This is a genomic window from Stenotrophomonas sp. 71799_Sma (assembly GCF_056482505.1).
This window is the reverse complement of record NZ_CM151202.1, coordinates 2,332,585-2,352,998: the sequence shown is the minus strand read 5'-3', so window position 1 is coordinate 2,352,998 and position 20,414 is coordinate 2,332,585. Positions and strand designations below refer to the sequence as shown.

The following is a 20,414-nucleotide window of genomic DNA, read 5'->3' as shown; positions in this document are numbered from 1 at the left end:
CACGAGCACTTCATGGCCCAGGCATCTAGACGTTGGTTAGTTCAGGACCTCAACGGAATGGAAGCGGAGCTGACCATCCCAATCCTTGTCGACGGCTACCTGCGCTCGTGCACGGCTTGCTTCGAGCGCTGCGAAGTCAATGTCAGCAATCGCCCACTCCTGATCGTCGGAGGTCGCTGCGAGCACGCCGTCACTGGGGAAGCCATGGTCCATCGGTGAGAGGATCATTGCCTCACCGGTGTTGACATCAAGCGCTTCACTCCAGTCGGCGACGCCAGCGGTGACCGCCTTTGCCACGAACATCCGATTCTCAAGCGCTCGCGCTCGGCACCCAACATCGACACGGGTGGCACCGGCGTCGGTGTCGGTGCAACTTGGCACCAACAGCAAGCGCACCCCTGCCTCCTGCTGGAGGCGAACAGGAAGCGGAAATTCGCTGTCATAGCAAACCGCAATCCCGACACGCTTTCCGTCCTGCTCAAACGCCGCGATGCGATCGCCAGGCTCGATGACAACTGCCTGCTTCTCGAAGCCAGTAAGCTGAAGCTTGTCCTGCCATCCGCTGCGACCATCAGCTGTGAACCACCAGGCACGGTTGCGATACATCCCATGGGATGTTGCGGTGAGGAACGTTCCTGCCTGGATGGTCATTCCCAGTTCGACAGCCAAGGTGCTATAGAGCTCACACCATGCGCTCTGATAGATCTGGAGCGACTCCAGGGTGGACCTCAGGCTAAGCTGAAGAGCTTCTGGAAGAGTCGAACCCAGTTCCAGCGACAGGTATTCCGGAAGTACTGCAAGCTCAACTCCTTGTTCCCGTGCGTCATTCAGAATTCGGCGCTGGCGCGCAGCGAACTCGGCAAAGGTCTTCGGACGACCGATCACGTACTTAGCTGCTGCAATCTTCATGTAACGTCCTCCAAGGAACGGAGCCAAAGTGAAAGTGTCTGCTCGGTTTCGTGCGTGGCCCCATGCTGCCGCCAAGGAAGAGCGACCTTCATCGCGCTCTGTTGTGCATACCCACGGCGAGTCCAGAAGCCTTCATTGCTTCGATATCCAGGTGGCCTAAGCGGATCAGTCTCCGACCGAACCACCGACGCGAAAGAAGACCACTTGAAGCCCTTTCGTCGGGCTTGCTCCTCTCTTCGATCAAAGAAGACGTGGCCCAAGCCAGCTCCTCTGTACTCCGGCCTCAGTACGGACTCCCCGCAGTAGAAGACTTCTTCTGGCCGGGGACCGTGCTCCTGGAAGGGACGAATGAAAGCGGCATCGGCGCTCAACAAAGGAAGGCCAGTCGATGCACCTACAACGTCCCTTCCATCCCTGGCCAGGACAACGATGCCCCCGTCAGACGTCGCATAATTGCGGAGGTAGTGACGCTCATAGTCCATGTCTCCTTCGTACAGGTAGGGATAGCTACTGAATATCTCGATCCGCAACTGAGCGACGCGATCGAGCCAGTCCTCGATTTCGGTGCCGACCAGTACCTCTACTCGCACGTTGGTAGCCATTTCAGGGCGCCTTGTGGACCTGGGAAATCCAGTCCTCCAGGTTGTAGTAGTTGGTGACGCGCGCAATCTTTCCATCACGGATGTCAAAGAACGCGCCACCGGGAAGAACATAGATCTGCCCTGCCGCTGCAGGGAGACCTTCGTCCGTGTGGTGGTAGAGTCCGTGCACCACGTACTCCGCGCCGGCACGCGCACCATCGCTGCTGTACATCACCACGATGTCGTGAAGCTGCTCGCTGTAGCAGGAATCCATGCGGCTCAGGAACGCGCGGAATGCGTCGATCCCTACTTCGCGACTCCCCTGATTTAGATCGTGCACAACGTCATCAGTGAGCATCGAGAGCATCGCGTCGCGATCACCGCGGTTGAATGCCTGGTAGTACTCTTCGATGTAGTTGAACTTGCTCATCAGGTTCTCCGGTCAGGTGAGGGTGTGGAGGAATTCTGGAGACCTGAAGAATTGTTGTATATGGAATTGATAGGATTTCATAATTCCCTGAAATGGAATAATATGAGCCCAACGACCATGGGGGCCTTGAGATGAACAGCGAGCTGGATCTTCTAAAGACGTTTAGGGCCGCGGCTGAGGCGCCGAGCTTTCGTGAGGCCGCTGTTCGACTGGGAAGCTCTCCTCAGGCCATCACCCGAGCGATACAGGCCCTTGAAAGTCATTACGGGGAGCTGTTGTTCCACCGAAGCACACGCCAGGTTCGCATCACGGCCTTTGGGGAGGATCTCTTACATCAGCTGCGGCCGGCGCTTGAGGGCTTAGACAAGCTGTGGCGCCCGCGAACCAAGGCGACGGCCTCACAGATTGTGGGCACAGTCCGAATTAGTGCCCCTCACAGCATGGGCTCCAGGGCAGTTCTTGCCGCCTTGGATACAGTGACCCAAAGTCACCCGGGAATTGTCTTGGACGTTCGCTTAAGCGATCGGGTTGCAGACGCTGTCGATGAAGGGATCGATGTCGGAATCCGCGTCGGCTTCATGCGTGATAGCAGATTCATTGCGAAGAAGGCAGGAGAGATGCGACTGCACATCGTTGGCTCCCCCGCACTTGTAGAGAGAATCGGAGCACCAGCGGAGACTAGCGAGCTCTCGCGGTTTCCACTGGTTGCATCGGTGGACATCAATACAGGCAGGCCCTGGCCCTGGTACCTGGCTGGAGGCGTACAGGTGGCGCCGACAGCACCGGTCTTCATTGCAGACAATGCCGACATGGAGATGGCAGGGGTCATTGCGGGCTTGGGGTTTGCCCAACTTGCTGATTACATGGCTGCCCCACTCATTCAGTCAGGTGTTCTGCAGCGTGTGATGGAAGAATTCGATCCTGCGCCGTGGGGCTTGTACGTCTATCGGCCTCAACGCGGCCCAGTCTCACCTCGCGTCAGAGTAGTTTTCGATGCACTCCATTCCGCCGTCGGAGCACTACCAAGCCTTACGCAGATGGCGCCCTCCCCCACCTCGGCCCTAACGCCATCCAAAGCAGGGAAGCGCTAATGCCGAGTCGCTTGGCCGCTCTCTGATACGGGATCTGGCCGCCATGAGCGCCAGGGACGCTCATGGTGGCCAAAAGAGCGTCGGGTCAACCCGCGCGGGCGAGTTCCTCAGCCAAGAAGGGGGCGGTACGGCTTCTCTTCACGCGAGCGACCTGTTTTGGAGTTCCTGCCGCCACGATCTGCCCGCCCGCATCACCGGCACCTGGACCCACGTCGATTACCCAATCCGCCTGAGCAACGGCACGCATGTCGTGCTCAATCATGACCACCGTATTGCCGGCATCAACGAGCCGCTGGAGCTGCACAAGCAGCCTATCCGCGTCCGAGGCATGGAGGCCCGTAGTGGGTTCATCCAGGACATACAGTGTCCGCCCGCGCTGGCTTCGTTGAAGCTCTGTGGCCAGCTTGATGCGCTGCGCTTCACCACCCGATAGCTCGGTAGCCGGCTGGCCCAGTCGAAGGTATCCAAGGCCAATCTCCTTCAGCAACTGAAGTGGGCGAGCGATCGCGTCCTCATCGCCAAAGAATTCACGTGCATCCTCGACAGTCATCCGCAGAACGTCTGCAATGTTCTTACCGTTCCAAAGCACCTTCAGCGTAGCTTCGTTGTATCGCGCACCGTGGCACGTTGGGCACGGTGCATAGACGCTAGGCATAAACAGCAGCTCGACGCTCACGAACCCCTCCCCTTCGCACGTCTCACAACGTCCCTTGGCCACGTTGAAGGAGAATCGACCTGCGTCGTAACGTCGACGCCGCGCATCTGGTGTTGCGGCAAACAGCTTTCGAACATGATCGAAAAGGCCGGTGTAAGTCGCGAGATTCGATCGCGGCGTCCGTCCGATTGGCTTCTGATCAACCTGGACGAGACGCTGAATAGCATCGACATCTCCGCCGAGGTGTCCCCCTGTCGTCTCGATGACGGTTGGCCCGTCTGCTGCCCCCGTTTCCACCGCGTCGTCTTCAGGCTCGTGTCCAAGTTGAAGCATCATCAGCTCCGGCAACGCTTGGGCGACGAGGCTGGACTTGCCCGATCCCGAAATCCCGGTCACCGCGGTGAGGATGCCCAGAGGTATCTTCGCATCAATGCGCTTCAGGTTGTGACGCTGGATGCCCTGAAGTTCCAGCCAACCACTCGCTTGACGCTCTTGGCCACTAGGGGGCGGGACCTTGTCAAAGAGGTACAACGCGGTACGTGACTCGTCGATGTCACGAAGACCATCCGGCTCTCCGCTGTAGAGCACTTTGCCGCCCCGCTCTCCCGCCTCAGGCCCAACATCCACCAACCACTGGGCACGGCGCATCAGCTCCAGATCGTGCTCCACAACAAATACGGAATTACCACCGTCGCGGAGGCGGTCCAAGGCGTCATAGAGAGCCTGGCTGTCGGAGGGATGAAGACCTGCCGACGGCTCGTCCAACACGTACACCACGCCAAAGAGCAGCGAGCTCAACTGCGTGGCGAGTCTCAATCGCTGCAGCTCGCCAGCGGACAATGTCGGCGTAGCGCGATCCAAAGTTAGATAGCCAAGCCCAAGGCCACGCAACTGACTGATTCGGCTCATCACTCCACTAGCGAGGCGCTGCGCGGCCAGGCGCTTCTCCTCCGACAGCGCTGAGGTGCGGCGGACGTCAGGAGACACCGCGTGGACCGCCCGCCCACTGGCCGCCCTATCGGCGCGATCACGACGGGTGGCTTCCTTGTTCGCCTTGCCCCCGCCAGCATGAGCACTGAAGTCTCCTTGAGAAATGGGCTCGAGCAGGGAAGCCAGTTGGTCAAGAGGCATCTGCATGAATTGACCAATGTCCACACCCGCAAATGTCACTGACAGCGACTCTGCCTTAAGGCGCTTGCCATGGCAGGTGGGACAAAGCTTACCCTCCATGTATCGCGATACGCGGCGCCTCATCAGGGCACTTTGCGTGTTAGCAAACGTGTGCAGGACATACCTACGGGCGCCAGTGAAGGTTCCCATGTAGCTCGGCTCAGTTTTACGCTTCAGGGCCGCACGCGTCTCCGCCGGCGTGAACCCAGCATAGACCGGCACAGTGGGCGACTCCTCGGTAAACAGAATCCAATCGCGGTCTTTCTTGGGAAGGTCCTTCCAAGGCCTATCAATGTCGTAGCCCAGCGTCACCAGAATGTCGCGAAGGTTCTGCCCGTGCCATGCAGGTGGCCACGAAGCAATGGCACGCTCACGGATGCTCAGCTTTGGATCCGGCACCATGAGGGCCTCTGTCACCTCGTACACATGGCCAAGGCCATGGCAGGTCGCGCATGCGCCCTGGGGAGTATTGGGTGAGAAGTCCTCGGCATAAAGCATAGGCTGATCAGCCGGATATGCTCCCGCGCGGGAATACATCATACGAATGAGGCTGGATAGCGTGGTGACGCTACCCACCGAAGATCGCGCATTGCTGGCACCACGCTGCTGCTGCAGCGCTACTGCCGGCGGGAGTCCATCGATGGAGTCAACATCAGGGACGCCTGCCTGATCGATTAGGCGTCGAGCATAGGGAGCAACGGACTCAAAGTACCTCCTTTGAGCTTCCGCATAGATTGTCCCGAATGCAAGAGATGACTTCCCGGAACCGGATACACCGGAAAAGACGACCAGTGCGTTGCGAGGAATTGAGACATCAACGTCTCTAAGGTTGTTCTCACGCGCACCGCGCACCTCTACAAGGCCGCTTGCTGCGACACTGCAGGAAGCTTCACCGAATGTGGCGTTTGGCATGTGCATGTCTCTGTAGGTTGTAGACGTTAAGTTCAGCTGGATCACTGGCCCGAAGAGGGATCGGCTTCGGTTTGCGATGCCTCTTCATCCAAGGCTCGCTGCCATGCCTGTCTCTCAGCCAAGGCGCGCTCAGCTCCCCGATCAGTGGGCCGATACCAGTTCGGCCTCTCCACACCCTCCGGCAGGTACGTCTGTCCAGCTGCGTAGCCGTCTGGCTCATGATGCGCGTAGCGATATGCTTGTCGATACCCCATCTGCCTCATAAGCTTCGCTGGAGCATTCCGAAGATGCATGGGAACTGGTAATGATCCGTGCTCCTTGACGAAGGCCCTTGCTAGATCCCAAGCCGCATAGGACGCATTCGACTTGGGGGAGAGCGCCAGATAGGTCGCAGCCTGGGCCAAGACAATTTCACCTTCAGGAGAGCCAAGTCGCTCATACGCCTGCGCAGCGTGGATGGCCAAGTGCAGAGCGCCCGGATCAGCATTTCCGATATCTTCGCTTGCCATAACAATCATTCGACGTGTGACCTGGCTCACGTCCCCGCCCCCATCCAGAATGCGCGCTAGCCAGTAGAGGGAGGCGTCGGGATCAGAGCCACGCAGTGATTTGTGAAACGCGGAGAGCTGCCAATAGAACTCGTCCCCGCCCTTATCGAATCGACGCAGTGACGGGCTGGTGGAGCGCTTGGCAAACTCAAGATCCACCTCTTCCACCCGCTTCTCAGAGGCCGCAGTTGAGACCTGCTCGAGAAGATTCAGGAATCTGCGGCCATCACCATCAGCGAAGCCCTTCAGCAGCTGCAATGCGGGATCGGAGAGGTCAACGCCTCGCAAGTGAGGTCTGGCGCGTTCGTAGAGCTTCTCAAGATCTGCGTCAGACAGAGGCTCAAGTGTGTACACCTGCGCGCGCGAAAGCAGCGCCGAGTTAACGGCCAGTCCTGGATGCTCTGTGGTGCCGCCCACCAGCGTGAGTAGCCCTGATTCAACGTGAGGTAGCAGCGCATCCTGCTGGGCCTTGTTGAACCGGTGAATTTCGTCGACGAAAAGTACCGTGGAGCGACCGCGGACGTCGAGTTCGGCCCGCGCATCATCAATGGCCTGCCTGATGTCCTTTACCCCGGCGAGTACGGCGGAGATCGCAATGAAGTGACTGTCAGTCACCATCGCTGCGAGGCGCCCCAGGGTGGTCTTACCGACGCCCGGGGGCCCCCACATGATGAAGGAGTGCAGACTTCTTGCTTCAAAGGCAAGACGCAAAGGCTTCCCCGGCCCCAGCAGGTGTTGCTGCCCAACGAACTCGTCGAGAGACTTCGGTCGTAGCAGTTCGGCCAGTGGTGCCCTTGGTTTCGCTGTGAATAGATCTGCCAAGGTGTTCTCCTTCGGGAAGTCAGTTGCGAGTGTGCATTCAGAGCGTCTTGGCCCCTATTTCAGCTTCCCATCCAATGAGCCGCTTGTGGCATTGCTTGCTTTTTCACGGAGGATGATGCGAGCCCCTCTGTATCCAACGCTGTGATTCCATACCCAGCTCATTGCGACGCTCAGGCGATTTCGCACTCCGATAAGGAAGTAGATGTGAGCGAGCTTCCAGATCCACCATGCGATTCCTCCGCTCAGCTTTAGCTTCCCCATATCGATTACTGCAAGGCTGCGTCCAATCGTGGCGAGGTTGCCCTGGTGCCGGTACTTGAATGCAGCGGTCCTCCGCGCCCCTGTTATCAGCCCTTCAATCTGGCCCGCGACGTACTTGCCTTGCTGCTTGGCCGCCGGCGCGATTCCAGGAACGGTCTTTCCGTCCGCAGTGGCTGATGAAGCAGTGTCCCCGATCACGAAAATGTTGGGGGAACCAGGCACCGTTAGATCAGGGCCGACGATTGCGCGCCCCGCCCGATCTGATTCGGTGTCGAGCCAACGTGCGGCTGGAGACGCCTGAACTCCCGCTGCCCAGACGATTGTGGATGCCGCCAGCTTCTTGCCATTGAGCATCACCCCATCAGAGGCGCACTCGGTGACAGGGGCCCCCAACAAAACGGATACCCCAAGCTTCTCGAGGGCGCGCCTCGTGTACTCGGAGAGCTTTTCAGGAAAGACGGGGAGCAGCCGCGGACCCGCCTCAATGAGAAATACCCGGGTTTTGCTGGGATCAACTGACCGAAAGTCATCCTGCAGCGTGCCACGCGCCAGCTCCGCGATGGTTCCGGCAAGCTCGACACCTGTAGGCCCACCACCAATGATCACAAAGGTTTGAAGGGCCTCTCGAACCTCGGGATCATTGCAGAGCTCCGCTTGCTCGAACGCGCTCAAGATCCTGCCTCGAATGGTTGTTGCATCCTCCAGGCTCTTCAGGCCTGGAGCGTACTTCGACCATTCGTCATGCCCAAAGTAGGCATGTGTTGCTCCCGTAGCGAGCACAAGGGTGTCGTAAGGGTATCGAGTGCCGTCCTGAAGGATCACTTGGCGGGCAGCTTTATCCACACCCTCGACCTCCGCCATGAGGGTTCTGACCTCCGGGCGGTCACGGAACAGATAGCGGATCGGCCATGCGATCTCCGACGGTGACAGTGACGCACCAGCCACCTGGTAGAGCAGCGGCTGGAACAAGTGATAGTTCCGCCGGTCAATGATTGTTACATCGACATCCACTCCTTCAAGGTGCGTGGCGGCCTCCAGTCCGCCGAAGCCCGCCCCAACGATCACAACTTGATGACGATTTCTGGAGGTCTTGATCACGGCAGCACTCCTTGGTTAGGTGTTCAGCGCCGATGCGTGGTGCTTGAGATGATCGGCAATGAAGCTGGAGATGAAGTAGTAGCTATGGTCGTAACCATCGCGAAGGTTCAGCGAAAGCGGATGATTCACCTTGGCGCATGCATCTTGAAGCAGTTCGGGGCGGAGCTGATTCTGCAAGAAATCATCGCTGAGCCCTTGATCCACGAGCAGGGGCAGGCGCTCCTTTGCATCTGCAATCAGCTCCACGGCGTCATACTGCCGCCACTGCTCCTGATCTCCCCCCAAGTAGGCCGAAAACGCCTTCTGGCCCCAAGGAGCCTGGGTGGGTGCCACGATCGGAGAGAAGGCGGATACGCTGCGATAGCGACCTGGATTTCGCAAAGCGATGACCAAGGCACCGTGGCCGCCCATTGAGTGGCCGCTAATTGAGCGAGCCTGGCTAACAGGGAAGTTCTTCTCAACGAGAGCAGGCAGCTCACTTACAACGTAGTCATACATGCGGTAGTGGTCGGACCACGGTGCCTCGGTGGCATTGACGTAGAACCCCGCACCTTGGCCGAGATCGTAAGCTGGATCATCCGCGACGGACTCTCCGCGCGGACTTGTATCCGGAGCAACGATGGCAATGCCATGCTCAGCAGCGAGCTGCTGCACTGCAGACTTGGTGATGAAGTTCTGCTCTGTGCACGTCAGGCCAGAGAGCCAGTAGAGAACAGGTACCGGGCCGCTGGACGCCTGCGGAGGGAGATAGACTCCAAACTTCATGGTGCAACCAAGGCTGGATGATTCATGCTGGTAGACGTCCTGCCATCCACCGAAGCTTGCGTGACGCTCAATGCGTTCCATTGTTCTTTCCTCTGAGTTGAATTTGATAGGCCATCTATCGCGAATCGAATGTGGCCTTAAGCGAGGCTTTAGGCCTTGTCCTCGACTGCCGAGTCACCGTGTGCATGCCTGATCCTTCGGACAATCCACCAAATCAGCAGCAATACAGCGGGAACCAAGATCGCAGTGACGGTTGCTGCGATGTCATGCGTCCCAGGCAAACCCTTGAGCAGGTATGCGAGAAGACTCACGACGTAGTACGAGATGGCGGCCACCGACAAACCTTCCACCGTCTGCTGCAGGCGCAGCTGAACCTTCGCCCGTTCATTCATGGACGCCAGTAGGTCGCGGTTCTGCCGCTCGAGCTCAACATCAATCCACGACCGGAGGAGCGAGATCGAGCGCGTCAACTTGTCTGAGAGCTTCCCCTGTCGCTCCTTCACTGACTGGCAAGTTCGCATGGCCGGTGCAATCCTTCGATACAAGAAGTCCGCCCAGGTGCTATAGCCGGCAACTTGATCCTCCGCCAACGCATCCAGTCGCTCTTCAACAATTTCGTAGTAAGCCCGACTTGCACCAAACCTATAGAGATTTGCCGCGGCGTCCGCCTCCAACTCTGCAGCCAGGCTGGTCAAATCCGAGAGGAGCACGTCACTGTCACGACGTCCGCCGGAGGCCCTGCGCATCTCTTCAGTAATTGCAGCCAGACGCGCCTCCATGCGACGAAGATTCGACGTCATGGAACGAGTCAGCGGTAGCGCTAGGAGGGCAAGCGTTCGGTATGTCTCGACCTCGAGCAGTCGTTGCGCCAGCGCTCCTGCCCGCGCCGGAGTCAGGTCGCGATCAAGGATGAGCATGTGGGTTAGCCCTTCCTCGTCTTGACGGAAGTCGGTCACAATGGCCGCGGCACCGTTCTCAACCAGCGAGTAGCAGCGGCTGACGGGATCAAAGCAATCTATTTCCTTCTCCGCCTCCGCGGTCCAAGGCAAAAGCCTGACGCTAACAGCCGAGATCACGGGTCCTGGCGGCTTGAATCCCTGTCTAAACGGGTTGTCCCCACAAGGCTCACCTGTTTCTGAGCTCAGTGGTGCGCTCCAGAGGTAGGAAGAGAACTCAGTGTGCTTCTCGCAGTGCAGATCACCCTCATTCCACGTAAGCGCGTGATGAGGTGTGGTGTGATCCTCGACTGCAGCCCCCATACGACCTGAAAGATCGTCGATCGCGGCACGATCTCGACTCATGTCCCCTTCTGTCATGAAGGAGAGCTGGAGAAGGCTTCGCGGAGACTGGGTGAGAAGGTGCGGTCGCGCATGGACTTCCTCAACGGCGGCGCGGCGGTCCGCGTGCGCCGGCATCCCATATACGTAGCCTTCTGCTGGCGTGCCTGCAGCTTGGCTCAGGCCGGATGGGTCATTCATACATAGCCTCAAGAATGGATGATCTTCTAAACACCGCTCACGGGAGGTCTATCACTTGCTTGTGCGATAGCTCAGCGAAAGGTCGTGTGGTGGAGCCGGCTCTGGTGTAGGGCGGTAGTGGGAACCACAACAAGCTGGGAGGACAGCACCGCATAGATCGCAGGCCCTTGCTCTCCCACCTTCCAGCCAGGCGCGGACCGCATGGGAGTCGCAACGAGGCTGGAAGCTCACTTCAAAGGGCCTCCCATGACTCAGTCAGATGCCGAAGGCAACGATGCCGACAGAGATTGCCCGCTCCAAGAAATACAGACAGGCGCAACTCGACTGACATCATCCAGCATGCCTTGGAGCCTCCTGGAAAGGCCTCAACGTCCTAGTCGTGACGCCCTAACCCACGAAGGGGTTAGGAATGGCGGGTTCTACTTGGAAATGAAGTAGTTCGGACACCCATAGATTGCCTCCTCTACTTAGTACTAGCGCCATCAAGCAATGTCGCGAACTGACTAACGGAGATAGGAGCGGACAATAGAGATGGTCTCGTCAATCGACTTCCTTTGAGAGTCGGTGTGGGTGTCGCTATGCGGGAACTCTTCACGCAGATAGCTCTCCAGAACCGTCGCCATCAAACCATTGACCGCCCCGCGCACAGCAGCAAGCTGCTGAAGTACTGCAGCACATTCCGCCCCGCTCTCCAGAGCCTGCTCCAATGCAGCCACCTGTCCGCTGATCCGACGTACGCGGGTAAGGGCCTGCTTTTTCTCCCGAGGGCTGTGAGGCATTGCGCACCTGTCCGTATCACATGAGGGAACGATACTATACTCCCCGATAGTATGCAAGCTAGCAATCTGCGAGGGTCTTTAACTCCGTCAACTGAGTCTGCGCCTGATTTCGAGCCGCCGCCAGAGGCCAGTGACAGACCCCTCCCGCCCCACCCCCACACCACAAAAGGCGGGCTCCTGTAGGAGCCACGCCCCACCACTCGAAAGAGTGGTTACATGTAGATGAATTGGCGGTATAGCTTGTCTAGCTCCAGCCTGACGAACTCGATCTCCTCCTCGTCCCCGGCATCAGAGAGCTCCAGAAGCTGTCGCTCCTTTGATGTAATTCGATCACAGAGGTCTTTTAGGTTGGCGCAGAACTCCGCTGAATGGGCTTGCGACCGGTCAGGTCGAGCCTCTGTTGATCCCAACATTCCGCGAGACGTTGACGGGGTGATGCCGAACTCCTCATTGAACGCGATCTGATGCTGTCGCCTGTCATCAGTCTCAGAAATGGCCTGCCGCATCGCACTAGTGATCGTATCGGCATACATGATCGCCTTACCGCGCGAGTTTCTTGCGGCTCGTCCAATCATCTGAATGAGGGCCTGGCTCGACCGAAGGAAGCCCGCCTGGTCCGCATCAACGATAGCGACCAGAGAGGCCTCAGGAATATCGAGCCCCTCTCTCAGCAGGCTGATACCCACTAGCACATCGAACTCGCCGGCCCTCAGCCCATTGATGATCTCAACTCGATCCTCTGCCTTGATATCCGAGTGCATGTACTTCGCACGCACCCCTTGATCCTCGAGGAACTCGCACAGCTCCTCAGCAGACACCTTTGTCAGCGTGGTCACCAAGACCCTGTCGCCCTCTCGTACACAACGGGCGATCTCTGACAGAAGATCGTGCCTGTAGCCCTCCCTCGGCCTCACCTCTACCAGCGGATCGAGCAAGCCAGTGGGCCTGATGAGCTGGTCAATCAATCTTCCCTTGGATCTCCCAATCTCATAGGCGCCAGGCGTAGCCGAAACGAAGATCGTCTGGGGCTTGATGGCTTCAAACTCAGAGAAGCTAAGCGGTCTGTTGTTCATCGCCGAAGGTAGACGGAACCCGTACTCGATTAGAGTATCCTTCCTGCTCTGATCGCTCCTGAACATCGCCTCGATCTGAGGAACCATGACGTGCGACTCATCAACAAATAGCAGGCCATCCTTCGGGAGGTAGTCCATGAGTGTCGTCGGCCTAGCTCCTGAAGGCTTCGAGTTCAGGTAACTGGAGTAGTTCTCCATGCCAGAGCAATATCCCAGCTCCCTCATCATCTCCACGTCGTTCGTGATCTTCTCGTAAAGCCTATTTGCCTCAACGATTCGACCAGATGCGTTGAGCTCCGTCACCCTGGCCTCCAAATCCTTGAGGATGGCCTTCGTAGCCTCATTGATTTCTGTTTTGGGGCTTGCGAAGAGTGTCTTTGGAGAAACGAGGTAGCGCGTCTCATCGCCAAGCTTCTTCCCTGTAACCGCATCAATCCAGGTGAGCGACTGCACTCTCCCCTCGTCCGTGAGCTCTACTCTAATTGCCTTGTACTCAGAGTCGGCGGGAAAAATATCGACCACATCGCCAGACACACGGAACGTGCCACGCTTCAGGGTCCGCTCAGTCCTGTCGTACTGAAGCGATGCAAGCCGACGCAGGAAGTCCCTCTGATCCAGTTCGATTCCAAGCGCAAGCTCAACCTGCAGATCCCGGTAGCTCTGTGGGTCTCCCAGTCCATAGATTGAGGACACCGAAGCGACAACAATCACGTCTCTACGCTCAATCAGAGACTTCGTAGTCGATAGTCGAAGCCTCTCAAGGTGATCATTGATGGCTGAGTCTTTCTGGATGTAACGATCGCTACCTGGGATATAGACCTCTGGCTGGAAGAAGTCGTAGTAGGAAACGAAATACTCCACGGCGTTCTCGGGGAACAGCGCCTTCATCTCCCCGTAGAGCTGAGCAGTCAACGTCTTGTTTGGCGCAAGAATGAGCGTGGGTCGCTTCAGCCGATGGATCACATTGGCCATCGTGAAGGTCTTCCCTGACCCTGTAATTCCCTTCAAGGTCTGATGTGTTGCTCCCTCCTCGATGCCAGCAATTAGCCTGGCAATCGCTTCGGGTTGATCCCCGGCCGGCGTATGATCCGAATGCATTACGAACATATCTGTTGACATCACTTACGCTCCTACTGGCTCATTCTTGATCGTTAGAGGAACTATTCCCGTCTCACAGACTCCATCCCATATGTGCGAGCGGAACCAAGGGGGCTGTACGAATGCTATCTTTGGGCGAGTTCCTTTCAGGTGAGCCTGGCAACCCATGCCTGACTAGCGCTAGGGCGTGAGCTGGCATGTCGTTACATGCCGGAGCGGCCTCAGAAGTGCACCCGCCGCCCTCCGCTCACGCCTCACTCCTCCCTACCTGGCTGCTGTACCGACTCCTGATCGACCGCAGTCAGAGCCAGCGTTGACATTAGCTCTGTCTCGATCGTCCTCTGCATTGAGTAGATCGGGAGCGCGTTCGGCGCGGAACTGAATGGCTCCTCCAGCTGACGGCCCAGCGCATCGAGACCAAAAAACGTGTACGCCACAATGAGCACCGGTAAAAAGGTCCACCACCCCAATGTTCCTGCCAGCGCAAAAGGAAGTGTTGTGCAGAATACGATCGCAGTCCGGTGAAGCAGCAGCGAATACGAGAATGGAATCGGAGTATTGAGTATCCTCTCGCACCCCCCTGGATACGAGCCAAGTTGGCAAGCTGCTTATCCATCACCGAGTACTGAATCGAGTCGATCCTTCCCTCATGAGCCAGATGGGCAAGCTTCAAGCCAATGCCCTGGAGCACAGCGTCCGTCGGATTCGGGCCTTGTGATGCCTTGCCAATATCCCACCAAGGTGCGATCGCATGGGCTTCGTCGGCCCGGCGCAGTCGAGAATAGAGGCCAGCACTGAAGCCACACAGGCCTCGCAGGATCTGTGCTCGGCTGTTTGGATCCAGCAGGGACGTCTGCCTGGCTATTGAGCGACACGCTATGACCAGGTCACCCCAAAGGTGCCTCGCCTCCCACCATCTGGAGTAGCAAGCGTTGTTTCGAAAGCTCATGAATACGGAAAGTGCGATACCAATGAGCGTGAACGGAACGGCACTGAAGCGAGCAAAGATTCCTGGATGCTCCGTTGATGCGAGCACCGCTCCTGCGGTCACAATGCTAATCAGTAGTAGATGCAATGCGATCCTGGGCAGGATGGTACCCCTGACGGCAAACGCAACGTCCCACAACGTCGGCTGCCTTCGCATTCTCGTTTCAACATCTGGGAGACGGTGTGTCATGCCAACCTCTGATTCATTGATCGACTGCTGGCGTCGATACGCCTAGGCAACAAATTCCTTCCACTTGAGTTCGAAATGCGAATGACATCACGCCGTTCGCATGACACTGCTACAGCAGGTCTAAAGCAGTTCATCGTCGGCAGCCTCGGGCATCCATAGTTCAATGACCGTCCCTGTCAGGCCGGTTCTCACTACCGACAGGCTGCCACCGTGGCGGTTGGCAAGCATCTGACTGATGGAAAGACCCAGCCCAGTACCTTGACGATGTTTGGTCGTAAAGAATGGCTCAAAAATTCGGACCAGAATGTCCTGAGGAATGCCGCTTCCAGTATCTGAGACTCGCAAAGCGACGCCAGGGTGACCATGAACGTCGTCAACGTCCAACGTCGCCAATCCCAGCGTTCCGCCCTTCTGCATGACATAGATTGCATTGATCAGGAGGTTCACAAGAATTTGCTGCAGCTCGCCCCGATTGCCCGTTACGAGCCGTGTGGACAGGAAGTTCTTCTCTATCTTCACGGGATGGCGCTTGATGAGGTGTTGAATCAGGGGCAGCGTCTCCAACATCAGCGTGGCAGGCTCTAACAGCTCACTATGACCGGAGTACTCACTGGGCTTGGAGAACTGCAGCAACTTGGAAACAATGGTGCTGATACGCCCAATTTGATCCTCAATGAGGTCAATCTCTTCTCCAAACCCTTGACCCTCGGGCTCCCTGATCGAGTCACGCAGAAGCTCGAGGTTCCCCTGCATGACGGCAAGCGGATTGTTGATCTCGTGCGCTATTCCTGCTGCGATCTCGCCAATTGTTGCCAGCTTCTCAGTGACAATCAGGTGCTGGGTCGTCTCTTCCAACCGTCTATTGGCTAGTGCGAGACCAGCAGTTCGCTCCTCTACCCTGGAATTGAGCTCCTCGTTCCAGGCGACCAGCTGCCGTTCCTTCTCTTCCAGCTGACAGAGCAGCTGGTCCAAGTGCGAAGCGACACGTCCGATTTCATCATTGGATGCCCCTGCTCCGGAGCGAGCACTGCGGTCGCCCGCCTTGACCCGTCCAATTGCCTGATCCATCCGCTCAAGTGGCTTGAACACGCCGCGAGCGATGTACAGAAAAAGGGGTACGGTGATGACTGCAACAAGGAGGCAACCGAACACGATCGCTCCGATGGAATTTCGACGGGCGGTGGTGAATGGCTCCTCCAGAAAGCCCACGAAGAGCATACCAATAGGTACGCCCCGGCCATTGAGAATGGGCATATAGCCGGCAATGTACCAATCATTGACTACGTAGGCTCTCGCCTGCCAGGTCTTTCCCTGGCCCAGCACGGCCTCGGCCACTTCAGAAGACACCCGTGTCCCCGACGCTGGGTTCCCTCCCGCCAACAACGCGTTGGTGCTGATGCGGGTATCACCAAGGAAGATGGAGGCTATCCCTGTTGCGCCAGTACGCAGGGCCTTATCTCGGTAGACAAGATCAGTGATCTGCTTGATGAACTCGGTGTTGTGGTTCAGCAGAGTACCCGCAATCAAGACGCCAACCTGATTGTTTGGAAGTGCAACCGGCGTTGCAGCTTGAATCATTAGGCCCCGCTTCTCACTCTGGGCCGAATCGACAGGATTCCTTGCGTTATGCGGACGAATGACCTCGGCCCGTGCGGCGAGCTTTGGGGAGATCTCCATCAGATCGTCCCGGCTTACCACCCCCACCTCCACGCTGGACGCTCCCTTCAGGGCCTTTTCGATGACTGACCAGTCCAAGTCAAGCTCAGCTGGCGAGGCCGGCTCACTACTAGCCAACAAGCGACCGTTTGAATCCAACAGTGCGATGAAGTCTAGTGAACCACCTTGGGCTTTCGACGCTAGTAGGCTGCCAAGCTCTGCATTCTTGTTGACCCCCTGGCTAATGACGCCATGGAAGCTCTGCGAATCAGCAATCGCAGCCAGCGTCGCGCGGTCGTTGACGAGCAGCTGGTTCATGTACTGTCCCGCAACTTTCAGGTCCCCGCCAACCTTCGAGGCGAGCAGTCGGTCGAAGCGCAAATCCCATTGGTAGATGAGTCCGCCGACGATAGCCGGCAGGATCACAAACATTGGAAGGATCGCGATTAGAAGCAGGCGGAAGCGAACTGAGCGCGCTCGGTTCATTGCAGATTCCTAGGCTGATACATTCCAACTGGAGCACTTACGATCAATCGTCTTTCGCGATATGCCCAAGATCGTGGCCGCTCTTTCGCGATCTCCGCCAGTCTCACGAAGCACTGCAAGGATGTGCCTGCGCTCGACCTCCGAGAGCAGCCGGCTTCGTGGGTCAGAGAGTGACTCCAACCGCTCAAGCTGAGTCGGAAAGTGTCCGAGTATCAGGCTACGCTCAACGTAGTTGTGAAGCTCGCGGACGTTCCCGGGCCACGAGTAGCTCTGAAGATATGCCCGGATCCTTTCGTCGATCGGAATCGGTTGAAGGCCAAGCTGCAGCCCCAGCTCACGCATGAAGCCCGCCGCCAGCTCCAACACATCAGCGCCGCGGTCATGAAGGCGAGGAAGCGACACCTCGAGAACGTTGATGCGATAGTAGAGATCCGACCGGAATGTTCCATTCTTCACTTCCGCAACCAAATTCTTGTTGGTTGAGAAGATGAATCTGACATCGATCGGAATCTCCCGATCTGCGCCAACTGGTCGTATCCGTCTATCTTCAAGCATCCTTAGCAGCTTTCCTTGGAGAGCCAAGGGAAGATCAGCGACTTCGTCAAACAGCAATGTTCCGCCTTCTGCATAGGCGACCAGTCCTTGGCGAGACGAGTTCGCTCCACTGAACGTTCCTTTGAGACTCCCGAACAGTTCAACGTCAATCAACTCGCTGGGAACAGCTGCACAATTTATTGGAATGAAAGGATGAGATGCCCGTGCGGACAACGCGTGCAGCGATCTTGCGGCAACCTCCTTTCCAGAGCCGGATTCTCCAGTGAACAGCACGCTACTGGGCAGTGGTGCGACCTTCGCGATCAGATCCTTGGTGGCCTGAATCGCACGCGAGCTACCTGTGAGCCTGTCTCGAAGCGCAGCTGGTGCACCGGAGCCATGTAGCTCGTGACGGAGAATGGCATTCTCCCGCCGTAGGCGACCGCGTTCCAGGCAGCGCGATATAGCGGCCAGCAACTGATTGGTTCTGAAAGGCTTGAGAAGAAAATCAGCCGCTCCCGCGCGGATAGCGCCGATAGCGGAATCCAAGTCTGCGTACGCAGTAATCAGAATGAAGTCGGCCAAGACCCCTCCCCTGCGCTGGTCCTCCAGCCACGCGATGCCACTCTTCCCTGGCAACACGTTGTCCACAATCACGATGTCAAAGTGGCGCTCCGTCAGATGCTGCTCCGCTTCAATGGTGTCAGCTGCAGCTTCCACAACTTTGCATCGCGGTCGCAAGGCACGAACCAAGAAGCTACGCATGCCAGGTTCGTCGTCAACGATCAGTATCGATGAGCGCGCAAGGTCCGGCCATGCAAGATCGCCGTTTGCGCGCTCTTCGGAAGATTGGTTGGCGCTCTTTGGCGTCATGTTTCCCTCAGTACAATTGAAGCGTGGCTAGTTCCGTCGATTCGTGTTCGAGTTCATTTCGATCTTTCGACCGCTAGATGACGGGTGACATATCGAACAAAACACCCCCTCTCACGACGTAGGACGTTGTGCACCAAAGGCCAGTCTGAGACGTTCAATGCTGTCGACCTCAGTCATATGCCAATCCGGAACTCTTGCCCTACGAGCCTAGTATCGACCTCTTGGTGGCCAAACGGACCGGGGGCTCCTCGCCATATTGCCCAGAGCGCCAATGGCCTCCGTGCCCCTCCAAGCCCCTCGGCGGTCGGTCGCCACGGGAGGCTGGAGAAGTCTCGCTCCCTTCGAGCGGATCATTACGCCAATTCGGCCATATGGGAAGCGCTGGGTGCGCGTTGTCCCCGCCTCGGCCGGAGCCACGCAGCGCGGCCAAGCGCGGGCGAGTCGATCCGCCTTGCAAGAAGGTCCAGGCCCTACCGCTCGCCTACCGGCATAGAGATGCCTATGCACCAGGGTCGTCTCCCATTTGCGCGGCTCGCGGGCAGATGTATCGTGGCTTTGGACTCTCTGAGTCTCCGACTGACTGATGGTTGCTCTTCCCCTCAAGACCCGGGCTTGTTGGGGAGCCGACTAAGGATGGTAGAAGGCGGGGCTGACGGGTCGGCCTCTGACGCGAGCCGGGAGGAGAGATCAGTCGCCCATTTTCGATGCAGGCGATCTGGCCCCCAAATATCTCAATGTCGTTGGGATCATGGCTGATCAGCAGCAGTGGAATACCGGCCCCGTCCAGCACGGCCTCCAGCTCCTGCCGCAAGTGCTGGCGAAGATCCTGGTCCAGCGCGGAGAACGGTTCATCCAGCAGCAGCGCCTGCGGCTGCGTCACCAAGGCGCGTGCCAAGGCGGTACGCTGGCGCTGGCCGCCGGACACCTGCGAGGGCAGCAGATCACCCACCGTATCGATGCGGAATGCGTGCAACCACTGCTCCACCGCATCGAAGCGCTGGCCGACCCGCGGATTCAACCAGCCCTTCTGCAGACCGAACGCCACGTTCTGGCGCACGCTCAGGTGTGGGAACAGCGCGTAATCCTGGAACACGTAGCCCAGCCGGCGGTGCTGCGGCGGCAGATCCACACCGGTGGCCGCATCGAACAGGGTCTGCCCCTGTAGGCGCACATGACCCTGGCCCGGCCTCAGCAGCCCGGCCACCGCCTTCAGGGTCAGGCTCTTGCCCGCGCCCGAGGGCCCGAACAGCACCACCTGCCGCTGCGTGCACTGCAGCGACACGTCCAATACGAAATCCTGGCCGGCCGCCTGCAGGCGACGCTGCACCTGCAGGTCAAGCCACATCACGCAGCTCCCGGCGACGTCCGCCCACCAGCCGCGCGGCCAGCAGCAGGATCACGATGCACACCACCGAGGTCAGGATCACCAGCGCATTGGCCTTGCCGTCCTGGCCGGCCTGCACCGCTTCGTAGATGGCGATCGACAGCGTCTGCGTGCGGCCGGGAATGCTGCCCGCCACCATCAGCGTCGCGCCGAACTCGCCCATCGCGCGTGCAAACGCCAGCAGCAGGCCGGCGAGGATGCCGCGCCACGCCAGCGGCAGCGTGATGCGGAAGAACACCGCTGCTTCGGACACACCGAGCGTGCGTGCGGCCTGCTCCAACTGTCCATCCACTTCCTCGAACGCCGCGCGTGCCGGCTTGAACACCAGCGGCAGCGAGGCCACCGCCGCAGCGATCACCGCCGCCTGCCAGGTGAACACCAGGTTGATGCCGAACCACGACTGCAGCCACGCGCCGATCGGGCCGTTGCGGCCGATCAGCACCAGCAGGTAATACCCCAGCACGGTCGGCGGCAGCACCATCGGCAGGGTCAGCAGCGAATCCAGCAGCTCACGGCCAGGAAATCGCCGACGTGCCAGCAGCGCGCCCAGTGCCACGCCCAGCACCAGATTGATCGCGGTGGCCCAGCCGGCCACCTTCAGCGACAACCACAGTGCGCTCCAGTCGAGATCCAT

At 58.4% G+C, this 20,414-nt stretch carries 14 protein-coding genes and 2 pseudogenes; 1 reads left to right on the top strand and 15 read right to left on the bottom strand.

The genetic code is table 11. The annotated features are described in order from the left end of the window. Positions 1-36 precede the first annotated feature (36 nt). The 3 genes from ACZK4Z_RS10945 to ACZK4Z_RS10935 are packed head-to-tail and all read right to left on the bottom strand — an operon-like array spanning position 37 to position 1,920. The gene (locus ACZK4Z_RS10945) at positions 37-909 is read right to left on the bottom strand and encodes a carbon-nitrogen hydrolase family protein (RefSeq protein ID WP_017354476.1); all 873 of its coding nucleotides are present in this window, start codon (positions 907-909) and stop codon (positions 37-39) included. Further along, positions 906-1,511, bottom strand: coding sequence for a GNAT family N-acetyltransferase (locus ACZK4Z_RS10940; protein ID WP_017354477.1), 606 nt, complete (start codon positions 1,509-1,511; stop codon positions 906-908). The genes ACZK4Z_RS10945 and ACZK4Z_RS10940 overlap by 4 nt, the downstream gene beginning before the upstream one ends. Before the next feature lies 1 nt (position 1,512). Further along, entirely contained in the window at positions 1,513-1,920 is a 408-nt protein-coding gene (locus tag ACZK4Z_RS10935) for a ketosteroid isomerase-related protein (RefSeq protein WP_017354478.1), read from the bottom strand. Positions 1,921-2,051: 131 nt separating this feature from the next. On the opposite strand from ACZK4Z_RS10935, the gene ACZK4Z_RS10930 reads away from it, so the two are divergent. Beyond that, a complete protein-coding gene (locus ACZK4Z_RS10930) occupies positions 2,052-3,011 on the top strand; it encodes a LysR family transcriptional regulator (RefSeq protein ID WP_017354479.1) in 960 nt (319 codons plus the stop codon). An 85-nt stretch (positions 3,012-3,096) separates the two neighbouring features. Here the strand turns inward: ACZK4Z_RS10930 and ACZK4Z_RS10925 are convergent, their stop codons facing one another. The 12 genes and pseudogenes from ACZK4Z_RS10925 to modB all read right to left on the bottom strand — a co-directional run bounded on the left by ACZK4Z_RS10925 (position 3,097) and on the right by modB (position 20,414). Beyond that, positions 3,097-5,748, bottom strand: a complete 2,652-nt coding sequence (locus tag ACZK4Z_RS10925) for an excinuclease ABC subunit UvrA (protein WP_026070507.1) — start codon at positions 5,746-5,748, stop codon at positions 3,097-3,099. 41 nt (positions 5,749-5,789) lie between these two features. Beyond that, the gene (locus ACZK4Z_RS10920) at positions 5,790-7,118 is read right to left on the bottom strand and encodes a replication-associated recombination protein A (protein WP_005413341.1); all 1,329 of its coding nucleotides are present in this window, start codon (positions 7,116-7,118) and stop codon (positions 5,790-5,792) included. Positions 7,119-7,172: 54 nt separating this feature from the next. Then, positions 7,173-8,477, bottom strand: a complete 1,305-nt coding sequence (locus ACZK4Z_RS10915; protein WP_026070508.1) for an NAD(P)/FAD-dependent oxidoreductase — start codon at positions 8,475-8,477, stop codon at positions 7,173-7,175. A 15-nt stretch (positions 8,478-8,492) separates the two neighbouring features. Then, a complete protein-coding gene (gene fghA / locus ACZK4Z_RS10910; protein ID WP_017354482.1) occupies positions 8,493-9,323 on the bottom strand; it encodes an S-formylglutathione hydrolase in 831 nt (276 codons plus the stop codon). Between the two features lie 68 nt (positions 9,324-9,391). Continuing rightward, positions 9,392-10,720: a DUF3422 family protein gene (locus tag ACZK4Z_RS10905; protein WP_026070509.1), complete on the bottom strand. Its 1,329-nt coding sequence runs from the start codon at positions 10,718-10,720 to the stop codon at positions 9,392-9,394. 503 nt (positions 10,721-11,223) lie between these two features. Then, entirely contained in the window at positions 11,224-11,499 is a 276-nt protein-coding gene (gene frmR / locus ACZK4Z_RS10900) for a formaldehyde-responsive transcriptional repressor FrmR (protein ID WP_017354484.1), read from the bottom strand. Positions 11,500-11,711: 212 nt separating this feature from the next. After that, positions 11,712-13,691: an excinuclease ABC subunit UvrB gene (gene uvrB / locus ACZK4Z_RS10895; RefSeq protein WP_017354485.1), complete on the bottom strand. Its 1,980-nt coding sequence runs from the start codon at positions 13,689-13,691 to the stop codon at positions 11,712-11,714. Between the two features lie 233 nt (positions 13,692-13,924). Beyond that, positions 13,925-14,814, bottom strand: a pseudogene (locus ACZK4Z_RS10890) (bestrophin family protein). Between the two features lie 153 nt (positions 14,815-14,967). Continuing rightward, entirely contained in the window at positions 14,968-16,989 is a 2,022-nt protein-coding gene (locus ACZK4Z_RS10885) for a cache domain-containing protein (protein WP_017354487.1), read from the bottom strand. Between the two features lie 9 nt (positions 16,990-16,998). Next, entirely contained in the window at positions 16,999-18,396 is a 1,398-nt protein-coding gene (locus ACZK4Z_RS10880; RefSeq protein ID WP_026070510.1) for a sigma-54-dependent transcriptional regulator, read from the bottom strand. 685 nt (positions 18,397-19,081) lie between these two features. Then, positions 19,082-19,741: pseudogene (locus ACZK4Z_RS10875) on the bottom strand (ATP-binding cassette domain-containing protein); the annotation flags it as partial. Further along, on the bottom strand, positions 19,731-20,414 hold the full coding sequence (gene modB / locus ACZK4Z_RS10870) for a molybdate ABC transporter permease subunit (RefSeq protein ID WP_005413347.1): 684 nt from the start codon (positions 20,412-20,414) through the stop codon (positions 19,731-19,733). The pseudogene ACZK4Z_RS10875 and the gene modB, both read right to left, overlap by 11 nt.